11 protein-coding genes are annotated in these 11,417 nt (G+C 61.2%); 7 read left to right on the top strand and 4 right to left on the bottom strand.

The features are described from left to right. Nucleotides 1–9: 9 nt before the first annotated feature. Nucleotides 10–1,068, bottom strand: coding sequence for a tetratricopeptide repeat protein (locus AC6CIA_RS01720; protein ID WP_498310345.1), 1,059 nt, complete (start codon nucleotides 1,066–1,068; stop codon nucleotides 10–12). A gap of 283 nt (nucleotides 1,069–1,351) precedes the next feature. Between AC6CIA_RS01720 and AC6CIA_RS01715 the strand changes: the two genes are divergently transcribed. The 6 genes from AC6CIA_RS01715 (at nucleotide 1,352) to AC6CIA_RS01690 (ending at nucleotide 7,360) form a co-directional block, all read left to right on the top strand. After that, nucleotides 1,352–3,016 carry an AMP-binding protein gene (locus AC6CIA_RS01715; RefSeq protein ID WP_498310344.1) on the top strand — a complete coding sequence of 555 codons (1,665 nt, stop codon included), beginning with the start codon at nucleotides 1,352–1,354 and terminating at the stop codon, nucleotides 3,014–3,016. A 22-nt stretch (nucleotides 3,017–3,038) separates the two neighbouring features. Then, the gene (locus tag AC6CIA_RS01710; protein ID WP_498310343.1) at nucleotides 3,039–3,806 is read left to right on the top strand and encodes an SDR family NAD(P)-dependent oxidoreductase; all 768 of its coding nucleotides are present in this window, start codon (nucleotides 3,039–3,041) and stop codon (nucleotides 3,804–3,806) included. Nucleotides 3,807–3,818: 12 nt separating this feature from the next. Further along, entirely contained in the window at nucleotides 3,819–5,012 is a 1,194-nt protein-coding gene (locus tag AC6CIA_RS01705) for an acetyl-CoA C-acyltransferase (protein WP_498310342.1), read from the top strand. A 21-nt stretch (nucleotides 5,013–5,033) separates the two neighbouring features. After that, nucleotides 5,034–6,161 carry an acyl-CoA dehydrogenase gene (locus tag AC6CIA_RS01700; RefSeq protein WP_498310341.1) on the top strand — a complete coding sequence of 376 codons (1,128 nt, stop codon included), beginning with the start codon at nucleotides 5,034–5,036 and terminating at the stop codon, nucleotides 6,159–6,161. 14 nt (nucleotides 6,162–6,175) lie between these two features. Next, complete coding sequence (locus tag AC6CIA_RS01695) at nucleotides 6,176–6,949, top strand: enoyl-CoA hydratase (protein WP_498310340.1); 774 nt, start codon at nucleotides 6,176–6,178, stop codon at nucleotides 6,947–6,949. 216 nt (nucleotides 6,950–7,165) lie between these two features. Then, nucleotides 7,166–7,360 carry a hypothetical protein gene (locus AC6CIA_RS01690; protein ID WP_057440092.1) on the top strand — a complete coding sequence of 65 codons (195 nt, stop codon included), beginning with the start codon at nucleotides 7,166–7,168 and terminating at the stop codon, nucleotides 7,358–7,360. A gap of 1 nt (nucleotide 7,361) precedes the next feature. Here the strand turns inward: AC6CIA_RS01690 and AC6CIA_RS01685 are convergent, their stop codons facing one another. Next, nucleotides 7,362–7,742 (bottom strand): fe2+ zn2+ uptake regulation protein, encoded by a 381-nt coding sequence (locus AC6CIA_RS01685; RefSeq protein WP_498310339.1) that lies wholly within the window; start codon nucleotides 7,740–7,742, stop codon nucleotides 7,362–7,364. 252 nt (nucleotides 7,743–7,994) lie between these two features. Here AC6CIA_RS01685 and pvdQ point away from each other — a divergent pair, with 252 nt between their 5' ends. Then, a complete protein-coding gene (gene pvdQ, locus AC6CIA_RS01680) occupies nucleotides 7,995–10,298 on the top strand; it encodes a bifunctional acylase PvdQ (protein ID WP_498310338.1) in 2,304 nt (767 codons plus the stop codon). A 20-nt stretch (nucleotides 10,299–10,318) separates the two neighbouring features. Here pvdQ and AC6CIA_RS01675 read toward each other — a convergent pair whose 3' ends face one another. Further along, on the bottom strand, nucleotides 10,319–10,846 hold the full coding sequence (locus AC6CIA_RS01675; RefSeq protein WP_498310422.1) for an AAA family ATPase: 528 nt from the start codon (nucleotides 10,844–10,846) through the stop codon (nucleotides 10,319–10,321). After that, on the bottom strand, nucleotides 10,843–11,406 hold the full coding sequence (pnuC, locus tag AC6CIA_RS01670; RefSeq protein ID WP_084376529.1) for a nicotinamide riboside transporter PnuC: 564 nt from the start codon (nucleotides 11,404–11,406) through the stop codon (nucleotides 10,843–10,845). Before pnuC ends, AC6CIA_RS01675 begins: the two co-directional genes overlap by 4 nt. Between the last annotated feature and the right edge of the window lie 11 nt (nucleotides 11,407–11,417).

The following is an 11,417-nucleotide window of genomic DNA, read 5'->3' as shown; positions in this document are numbered from 1 at the left end:
AAGGCACGCCTACAGGCCTTGTTGCAGCGCCGGATCGTCGGGGTTTTGCTGTTCCAGTTGGGCCAACAACACCTGGACGTTTTGCAACTGACCGCTTTCCTTCCAGTAGTGGATCAGCAGCACGCGGGCCTTGCGATTCTGCGGATGACGCTGGACGATTTCCTCCAACTGCCGTTGGGCGGCTTCCAGTTCCTGCTGGGCGTACAGGGTGGTGGCCAGGTCGTAGCGCAAATCCTGATTGTCGGGTTCAAGCTCTACGGCCTTGGACAGCCCGAGGAGGGCGTATTCGCGCTCACCGTGGTGCAGCAGCCACATCCCCAGGGCGTGTTGCAGGTAAGCCGACTCCGGGTGCGCTCGCAGTTGGTTGGCAAGTAATTGGCGCGAGTCGTCGACTTTGCCTTGCTTATCCAGCAGCTCGATCTGTGCCACAACGGCTGGCAGGTTGTCCGGCTCCAGGCGCAGAGCCTGTTGCAATGCATTCTGTGCCTCGGCCAGGCGAGCGTTGTGAATGTACAAACGTGCCAGTTGAATCCAGCTCTCGGATGTTTCCGGTTGGCTCTTGAGTTGCTTTTCGAATTCGTCGAGTACGCGCTGTAGCGCGCCAAAATAAAGGCCCAGTGTGTCGGGCGAAAGCCCGAGCAAGGCGTTGGCGGCGGCGAACCGTACACGTTGTTCGGGATCCTCCAGTAAGGGTCCCAGCAGTAAGGTCCGCTGGCCACTGGGCACCAGCCCGACAATGCTGCGAATGGCCGCCTGGCGTACCAGTGGCGCGTTATTGATGAGGTCCTTGTCCGCCAGTTTCAGCGCCTGGGGACTGGGATAGTTGGGCAGCTCGGCGTGCAGCGCGACCCGCCGGGTCGGCGACAAGTCCTGGCGCGCCAGCTGTTGATAGAGGACGCGCGCCGCTCCCGGTTCGCCGTGCCGGGCCTGCTTCAACGCCTTGGAGTAGCCATGGGCAATGGCCTGGGGCACGACTTCCTGGGAGGTGCGCGTGAAATACCAGGAGATCAGCACGGTAAACAGCAGGGTGCACAAGCCGACGATGGCGTAACGGCGAGACTTTGACATGCAGGCGTCCGGAAGCTAGGCAGCTATTACAAGGCCACCAGCTTCGGTCAGGCCACTTCGCGTGTCAAACCCGCGTCGGGCCACTACCTAGTCAATGACCCTCTGGCTCACTTGCTTGTGACCTTCCACCCAGACCAGCCCTCGCAAGCCGACGTACACCATTGGCCAAACCAGTCAGGCATGTTGAAGGCTTTGACCATTGTCCGCCGCCCGCTCTGGAGCGACTATTTCCCCGGTTTACGTAGCCCGTCCTCAAAACAAAAAGACACAGGGATTTGAAGCGATGCGTGATTATTCGACTGCAACTACCCAGTTCAACTATCAGCAAACCGTCGACGCCGCGCTGGCCGGCAATCTGCAAGGGCTCAATGCCTGCGTCGAATGCTGCGACCGACATGTATTGCCGGGCCGTATTGCGTTGTTTTGGGAAGGCAAGGATGGCAGCAGCGCCACGTTCACCTTCACTGAGCTGCAGGACCAGGCCGCGCGCTTTGCCAATTTTCTCCTGGCCCGCGGCGTCAAGCGTGGCGACAAGGTGGCAGGCCTGCTGCCGCGTACTGCGGAACTGCTGGTTGTGGCGTTCGCCACCTGGCGCATCGGTGCGGTTTATCAGCCGTTGTTCACCGCATTTGGCCCGAAAGCCATCGAGCATCGTCTGAACAGCTCGGGGGCGGCGCTGGTGGTCACCGATAACGTCAACCGCGCCAAACTCCTCGAGGTTGCCGATTGCCCGACGATTGTTACCGTCTCGGGTCCCAAGGGCGAGGGCATTGTCCGGGGTGATTACAGCTTCTGGGCCGAACTGCCGAATTATTCCAACCAATGCGAGCCGCTGCTGCTGGGGGCCGATGATCCTTTTCTGTTGATGTTCACTTCGGGCACCACCGGCCCCTCGAAAGCGCTGTCGGTGCCGCTCAAGGCCATCGTCGCGTTCCAGAGCTACACCCGGGATGCGGTGGACCTGCGCCCCGAAGATGCATTCTGGAACGTGGCCGATCCGGGGTGGGCTTACGGCATCTACTTCGGTGTGACCGGGCCGCTCGCCATGGGGCACCCGATTACCTTCTACGACGGCCCGTTCACCCTGGAAAGTACTTGTCGCATCATCAATAAATACGCAATTACCAACCTTACCGGTTCGCCAACGGCCTATCGCCTGTTGATTGCCGGTGGGGAGCAGTTCGCCCGCTCGGTCAAGGGTAAATTGCGCATCGTCAGCAGCGCCGGCGAACCGTTGAACCCAGAAGTGATCCGCTGGTTCGCCGATAACCTGGGCGTCACCATCCACGATCACTACGGTCAGACGGAGTTGGGCATGGTCTTGTGCAATCACCACGGCCTGGATCATCCGGTGCATGTGGGCTCGGCCGGATTTGCCTCGCCGGGCCACCGTATTGTGGTGCTCGACGACGACTGTCAAGAGCTGCCGGCCGGCCAGCCCGGGATCCTCGCCATCGACCGCGAACAGTCGCCGATGTGCTGGTTCGCCGGCTACGAAGGGGTCAAGACCAAGGCGTTCGTCGGCAAGTACTACCTCAGCGGCGATACCGTGGAGTTGAACCCCGATGGCAGCATCAGTTTTGTCGGGCGCAGCGATGATGTGATCACCACGTCGGGTTATCGGGTCGGTCCGTTTGACGTGGAAAGTGCCCTGGTGGAGCACCCCGCGGTGGTCGAAGCGGCCGTCGTCGGTAAGCCGGATGCGCAGCGGACCGAACTGGTCAAGGCATTCGTGGTGATTCACGGGCAATACCGGGCCGACCCGGCGCTCGCCGAAGAGCTGCGCCAGCATGTGCGCAACCGCCTGGCGGCCCATGCCTACCCACGGGAAATCGAATTTGTCAGCGATCTGCCCAAGACACCGAGTGGCAAGTTGCAGCGTTTTATCTTGCGTAACCAGGAAATTGCCAAGGTCCAGGCCGCGCTTGCCGCCACCACCACGGCTTGATCCTACTTTCAAGGAAACAGTGATGCAGATTGAGAACAAGGTTTTTCTGGTCAGCGGCGGGGCGTCTGGCCTCGGTGCCGCGACCGCCGAAATGCTGGTGTCCGCAGGTGCCAGGGTGATGCTGGTGGATCTGAATGCCGATGCGGTTGCCGCGCAGGCCAGCAAGCTGGGCGCACAGGCGCGAAGCGTGGTGGCGGATATCAGCCAGGAAGCTGCCGCTGAGGCGGCAGTGCAGGCGACTGTTGCGGCGTTTGGCGGTTTACATGGGCTGATCAACTGCGCAGGCGTGGTGCGGGGCGAGAAAATCCTTGGCAAAAATGGGCCGCATGCCTTGGCCAGCTTCGCTCAAGTCATCAACGTCAACCTGATCGGCAGCTTCAACCTGCTGCGTCTCGCTGCCGCCGCCATCGCCGAAAGTGACGCCAGCGCCGACGGTGAGCGCGGGGTGATCATCAACACTGCGTCGGTCGCGGCCTTCGATGGCCAGATCGGCCAGGCCGCGTATGCCGCCTCCAAGGGTGCGATTGCCAGTCTGACGTTGCCCGCCGCCCGGGAACTGGCGCGCTTCGGCATTCGGGTGATGACCATCGCCCCCGGTATCTTCGAAACCCCGATGATGGCTGGAATGACCCCGCAAGTCCGCGAATCGCTGTCCGCCGGTGTGCCGTTCCCGCCGCGCCTTGGCAAACCGGCCGAATACGCGGCGCTGGCGCGGCATATCATTGAAAACAGCATGCTCAATGGCGAGGTGATCCGTCTCGACGGCGCCTTGCGCATGGCGCCGAAGTAAGGAGGATTTATCATGACTCAGAACCACGATCCGATTGTCATCGTCAGTGCCGTGCGTACCCCAATGGGCGGTTTTCAGGGCGAGTTGTCGGGCCTGACCGCGCCCCAGTTGGGCGCCGCGGCAATTCGCGCCGCGGTCGAGCGCGCCGGTATTGCCAGTGATGCGGTGGATGAGGTGCTGTTCGGCTGCGTATTGCCGGCCGGTCTCGGTCAGGCGCCCGCACGCCAGGCGGCATTGGGTGCGGGGCTGGATAAATCGACCCGTAGCACCACCCTCAACAAAATGTGCGGTTCGGGCATGCAAGCGACGATCCTTGCCCATGATTCGCTGCTGGCTGGCAGCGTCGACGTCGTGATCGCCGGAGGCATGGAGAGCATGTCGAATGCGCCTTATCTGTTGGACCGTGCCCGCGGCGGCTACCGCATGGGACATGGTCGGGTGCTTGACCACATGTTCCTCGACGGCCTGGAGGACGCCTATGACAAGGGCCGATTGATGGGCACTTTTGCCGAGGACTGCGCCGAACGGAATGGCTTCAGCCGTGAAGCACAGGACGCCTTTGCCATTGCTTCACTGACCCGCGCCCAGCAGGCGATCAAAGAGGGCAGCTTCAGCGCCGAGATCGTCCCGGTGCAGGTCACCGTCGGCAAGGAGCAGAAAACCGTCACCCACGACGAGCAACCGCCCAAGGCCCGGCTGGACAAGATCGCCAGTCTGAAACCGGCATTCCGCGAGGGCGGGACCGTCACGGCGGCCAACTCCAGCTCGATCTCCGACGGTGCGGCGGCGTTGCTGTTGATGCGTCAGTCCGAGGCGCAGAAGCGCGGGCTCAAGCCGCTGGCGGTGATTCACGGGCATGCCGCGTTTGCCGATGAGCCGGGCCTGTTCCCGGTGGCGCCGGTGGGCGCGATCCGCAAACTGTTGAGCAAGACCGCCTGGCAGTTGGGCGATGTGGATCTGTTCGAGATCAATGAAGCCTTCGCGGTGGTCAGCCTGGTGACCATGAGCAAGCTGGAGATCCCGCATGACAAGGTCAACATCCACGGCGGTGCTTGCGCCCTCGGGCATCCGATCGGCGCGTCCGGTGCACGGATTCTGGTGACGCTGCTCTCGGCCCTGCGCCAGAAAGGCCTCAAGCGTGGTGTGGCGGCCATCTGCATCGGCGGTGGTGAAGCGACGGCCATGGCTGTTGAATGCCTGTACTAGGCTCTTTTTCAGAGGCAGCTTATGCTCCCCAATGACGAACAACTGCAAATCAGCGAAGCGGCCCGGCAATTTGCCCAGGAACGGCTCAAACCGTTCGCTGCCGAGTGGGATCGCGATCACCGTTTTCCCAAGGAGGCGGTGGCTGAAATGGCTGGGCTGGGTTTCTTTGGTATGCTGGTCCCGGAGCAATGGGGCGGCTGCGACACCGGCTACCTGGCCTATGCCATGGCCTTGGAAGAGGTGGCTGCGGGCGATGGCGCTTGCTCGACCATCATGAGCGTGCACAACTCGGTGGGCTGTGTGCCGATCCTCACTTTCGGCAACGATCAGCAAAAAGAGCAATTTCTCAAACCCTTGGCCAGCGGCGCCATGCTCGGTGCTTTCGCGCTGACCGAACCTCAGGCCGGCTCCGACGCCAGCAGCCTGAAAACCCGCGCGCGTCTTGCGGGCGATCACTATGTACTCAATGGTTGCAAACAGTTCATCACCTCGGGGCAAAACGCCGGGATCGTGATTGTGTTTGCCGTGACCGATCCAACCGCCGGCAAGCGCGGGATCAGCGCCTTTATCGTGCCGACCGATTCGCCGGGCTACACGGTGGCGCGGGTTGAAGACAAGCTTGGCCAGCACGCTTCTGATACCTGCCAGATTCTGTTTGAGGACGTGAAAGTGCCGCTCGCCAACCGTTTGGGAGAGGAGGGCGAAGGTTACCGGATTGCCCTGGCCAATCTGGAAGGTGGTCGTGTGGGGATCGCCTCGCAATCGGTGGGCATGGCCCGCGCAGCGTTCGAAGCTGCCCGTGATTACGCCCGTGAACGCGAGAGCTTCGGCAAAGCCCTGATCGAGCATCAGGCCGTGGCGTTTCGTCTTGCCGACATGGCCACGCAGATCGCCGTCGCCCGGCAGATGGTGCATTACGCCGCCGCTCTTCGCGACAGCGGCCAGCCCGCGCTGGTGGAAGCCTCGATGGCCAAGCTGTTTGCTTCGGAAATGGCCGAAAAAGTCTGTTCCGCCGCCTTGCAAACCCTCGGCGGTTACGGTTACCTGAGCGACTTCCCGTTGGAGCGGATCTACCGCGATGTGCGGGTCTGCCAGATTTATGAAGGCACCAGCGATATTCAACGCATGGTCATTTCGCGCAATCTTTGAAGAGGAACGCATCGATGAGTTACGACACCATTTTGCTGGAAGTTCATGGCCGCGTCGGGCTGATCACCCTGAACCGCCCTGAGGCGCTGAACGCCTTGAACGCGCAACTGGTCCGCGAAGTCAATCAGGCCCTGGACAGCCTGGAAGCCAATCCCGAGATCGGTTGCGTGGTGTTGACCGGTTCAAAAAAGGCCTTTGCGGCCGGCGCGGACATCAAGGAAATGGCCGAACTGACCTACCCGCAGATCTACCTGGACGACCTGTTCAGCGACAGTGATCGCGTGGCCAACCGCCGCAAGCCGATCATTGCCGCGGTCAACGGTTTCGCCCTGGGCGGTGGCTGTGAACTGGCGCTGATGTGCGATTTCATCCTGGCTGGCGACAATGCCAAGTTCGGCCAGCCGGAAGTCAACCTCGGCGTGCTGCCGGGCATGGGCGGCACTCAGCGTCTGACGCGTGCGGTGGGCAAGGCCAAGGCCATGGAAATGTGTCTGACCGGACGTTTTATCGATGCGGTGGAGGCCGAGCGGTGTGGCATCGTCGCGCGGATCGTACCCTCGGATGAGCTGTTGGAAGAAGCGCTGAAAGTCGCCGCGTTGATCGCCAGCAAGTCGGTGCCCATCAGCATGATGGTCAAGGAAAGTGTGAACCGGGCCTTTGAAGTCAGTCTGTCCGAAGGCGTGCGCTTTGAGCGTCGAGTGTTCCATGCGGCCTTTGCCACACTGGATCAGAAGGAAGGCATGGCAGCTTTCGTGGCCAAGCGCGCGCCAGTGTTCAAGGACCAATAAGGCGTTTCGACAGGCGTGGGGGAGCGGCGGTGTGATTCGACGGCGCATCGCGCCTTCCCCACGGGCCTGAGATTCAATCGGCTGCAAGACATGCCAAAGCTATTCATCGCCTGTAACATAAGACCCCGCTCGTTCAGGCCATTCCGCATTCGGACAGGTGCCTGGCAGGGCTGTTGGCACACAGTGGATACATTTTTACAGGTTCAGGAATCCGTCATGACCCAGAAACAACGCTTGATTTACTCGATTCTGATTTCCCTGGTGGTCCTGGGAACGATGTTTGGCCTGTCCTATCTGCAGAACATCGGGGCCATCAGTGAGAAAACCTTCCAGTACATCGCGATTGCCGTGGCGGTGATCGTGGTGGTGATCAACGGCATCATGCGCCGTAAGGTCAAGCCCAACCTCTGAGTCAGAGGTCAGCGGCGAGTACCTTGGCGGCTTCTTCATGAAGGCTATAGCTCTTGTCGCTGTTGAGGGTGAGCAAGCCCTCGCTGCACAGGCGCTTGAGCACTTCGCGGACGCTGAGAAACGACAACGGGATACCCAGTTCCAGCAAGTGGCTGTGTACACCCCGTACGCCCAGTGAGCGGCCGTTATCGGCGGCGCTGAGCAGGGCGTCGATGACTTTCAGGCGAATCAGGCTGGTGCGCAGCCCGAAACATTTGAGCAAGTGTCGGATGCGTTGGTTGCCTTGATGCTCGGGAACCTTGGCGAAGGCGCGGTTTGCCGAGCCGAAAGCGGCGTCATGTGCCATAGCGTGACCGTCCGTGGGCAGTTGCGGGTTGTACATGCAAAAACTCCTTATCAGAGCCTGATCAGGAAAATGATGATGCTCTTTGTTACTAAGACGTATGAGCAGGGCAAATCATGAAGTGCAATGTGTATAAAATTTTTCAGTAACAGCCTTGGCACATCCCAGGATCCCTGGGAACAACCCCGCCGCCCCTAAATTAATCGGTTTTTTTACGTCTTTAAGGATGGGCTGGCATTTGCGAGTCGGTCCCGCCTTGGGCGTTTAATGTGGCTTGATGATGGGGTCTGCGTGATTATTTCCAACGGGTTGTCCAGGGTTTGCGTGGCGGGTGTACTGCTTGGCTTGAGTCTGTCGGCGTGTGTCCGGCACGCGAGTGAAGTACAGGTGGACGAGACGACGGCTGATATCCGCCGTACCGGTTTTGGCATCCCGCACATCCGCGCCAGCGATGAGCGCGGCCTCGGCTATGGCATCGGTTATGCCTACGCTCAGGACAACCTGTGCCTGCTGGCCAATGAAGTGGTCACAGTGAACGGCGAGCGTGCCAAGTATTTCGGGGCGCAGCCGTCGACCCTGGAGGAGCGCGACAACCTCACCAGCGACGTGTTTTTTACCTGGCTCAATACACCTGAGGCTGTCGCGACGTTCTGGAACGCGCAGTCTGCGCAGATGCGACAGCGCATTGAAGGGTATGTGGCCGGATACAACCGTTATTTGAAAGAACGCACTGCCCAAGGACTGCCGGCGCAATGCCAGGGTGATTGGGTGCGGCCGATCAACCCGCAGGACGTGGTCAAACTGACCCGGCGTCTGCTGGTGGAAGGCGGCGTCGGGCAATTCGCCGAGGCCCTGGTGGGAGCGGCACCGCCGCGGTTGGGGGCGACTATTCAGGCTGACGCCCGGGCCTTCGAGGTGGCGGCGCAGTATCAGCAACGTTTTGCCCTGGATCGCGGCAGTAATGCGCTGGCGGTGGGAGGCGAGCGTTCGTTCAACGGGCGCGGCATGTTATTGGCCAACCCGCACTTTCCATGGCGCGGTGGCATGCGTTTTTATCAGATGCACCTGACGATTCCGGGTCAGCTGGATGTGATGGGCGCCGCGTTACCCGGGCTGCCGGTGGTCAATATCGGCTTCAACCAGCATCTAGCCTGGACCCACACCGTGGATACCTCCAAGCATTTCACCCTTTATCGCCTGACCCTCGACCCGAAGGATCCGACCCGTTACCTGGTGGATGGCAAATCGATCCCGATGCACAAAACCCAGGTCACGGTGCAGGTGAAGGGCGCGGACGGCAACCGCACCGCGCAGTCCCATACGGTGTACAGCTCGCAGTTCGGTCCGGTGGTGCAATGGCCGGGCAAGCTTGACTGGGACGCTCAGTACGCGTTCAGCCTACGCGATGCCAACCTGGGCAATGACCGTGTATTGCAACAGTGGTACGCGATGAACCGCGCCGCCAGTCTTGAGGAACTGCAAGCCTCGGTCCATACGCTGCAAGGAATCCCGTGGGTCAATACCGTGGCGGCGGATGACCGCGGGCAGAGCCTGTACATGAATCTTTCGGTAGTGCCCAACGTCAGCGCTGAAAAGCTTGAACGGTGCAGCGATCCACGTGCCGGCCTGGAGATAATCATGCTCGACGGCGCCCACAGCGCGTGTGCCTGGGACATCGACCCGCGTGCGGCCCAGCCGGGGATTTTCCCGGCGCAACAGTTGCCGCAACTGGAACGCAAGGACTTCGTACAACATTCCAATGATTCGGCCTGGATGGTGAATCCGCAGGCGCCGTTGACCGGCTTTTCTCCGCTGATCAGTCAGGAACAACGCGTATTGGGCGCGCGTGCGCGCTTTGCCTTGCAGCGTTTGCAGGACTTGGCTGCACAGCCGATTACGGTCGCCGACCTGCAGAATATGGTCATGGATAATCAGGTGTACCTGGCCAGTCAGGTCATGCCGGACATCCTGAAGTTCTGTGAGGCAGACCACGATGCGGGCTTGAAGCCCGTCTGTGCCAGCCTCCAGGCCTGGGACCAGAAAGCCAACGTGGACAGCGGGTTGGGCCTGGTGCATTTCATCAACCTGCACCAGCAATTGCGGGCCGTACCGCAACTATGGCGCGTCGCGTTCGACCCCGCGCAGCCCCAAACAACCCCGCGCGGCCTGGCCATTGAGCGAGCGCCGGTGGCCAAGGCGTTACGCGAGGCCATGCTGGCCTCGGCGGCGCAGGTAGCGCAGATGGGACTCAAGGACGGCGCGCGCTGGGGCGATATCCAGGTAGCGGGCGACACGCCGATCCACGGCGGCCCGCAGGAACTGGGGATCTACAACGCGATGCAAAGCGTGCCGAGGGCCGATGGCAAGCGCGAAGTGGTCAGCGGCAGCAGTTATTTGCAGATCGTCACGTTTGATGAGTCGGGGCCCAAGGCTGAAGGCGTGCTCGCGTTCTCGTTGTCCAGCGACCCGGCGTCACCGTATTCGAAGGATCAGACCCGAGCATTTTCCGAGAAGAGGCTCAGCCCGTTGCCCTTTACCGAACACCAGATCACCTCAGATCCGCAGTATCGGGTGCAAGTGATCAGCGAAGAGTAACGCAGGGACGAGGGGACGGCTTAGTGCCTGGCAAGCAGTTCTTCTACTGCGGCAAAGGCCCGGTCATGCCGGGCCTGCCAATCTCCGCCAATCACCCGGAACGGCTGTCGATGGCGTTCCAGCCAGTCCTGGCTGGCCGCAAAGAACGCCTGGCGATCGGCCAGTTCGGGCTGGCAACGCTGCCCGTCCGCGGTCCAGCCGATCCCTTCCGGGGACAACAACAGATGCAGGTCGTAGTGGCGTGCGAGCAGTTCCCTGTCCAGCCATGGCGGGGCGTCGCCAAACAGCGTCAGGCTCCACAGCTTATTGGTCAGCAGATGTGTGTCGAGGATCAACAGGTGCGGCGCTTGAGCACGACCGGCATCTTCCCAGGCCAGTTGGCCACGGGCGATGTCGGGGATATCCGCCAAGGTGGTATCGCGCTGGAAGTGGTCGATGAAATACCGGACGTACTCACCCACCAGCACCGCGCCGAAATGCGCCTGCAGCTGTTCGGCCAGCCAGCTTTTACCGCTGGACTCGGGGCCGGCCATCACCAGCACCTTCATGCGCGCAGCGCCGGGTCGGCGCGCCACTCACGCCAGCCTTGCACCGCGATCACCGTGAACAGGGCGTAGAGCGCAGCGGTGAGATAAAGGCCTTTGTAGAGGAACAGGCCGACAAAAATCACATCGACGACAATCCATAGCGGCCAGCACTGCAGGCGTTTTTGCGCCATCCACATTTGTGCCACCAGGCTGAAACCGGTCAACGCAGCGTCGAGCCAGGGTTGAGCGGCGTCGGTCCAGTGCGCCATGGCAGCGCCCAGCAACAGGCTGCCCAGGGCCCCGACTCCGAGACTCAACAGTATGGATTGCACGCCGAGACGGGTGACTTTTCGGCCCTGTTTGACCTCGCCAGCGCGTGTCCACTGCCACCAGCCGTAGAGTTGCAGCCCGGCGTAGACCACTTGCAAGAGCATGTCGGAATACAGCTTCACCTCGAAGAAGACCCAGGTGTAAAGCAACACCATGACCAGACCGATGGGCCAGCACCAGGGGTTTTGCTTGACCGTCAACCAGACGGCGGTCACCCCCAGCACGGCGGCAAACAGTTCAAGCCCGGACATGGAATTCCTTG

Source organism: Pseudomonas sp. GQ91 (genome assembly GCF_059758795.1).
This window is presented reverse-complemented; position numbering and strand designations above follow the sequence as displayed.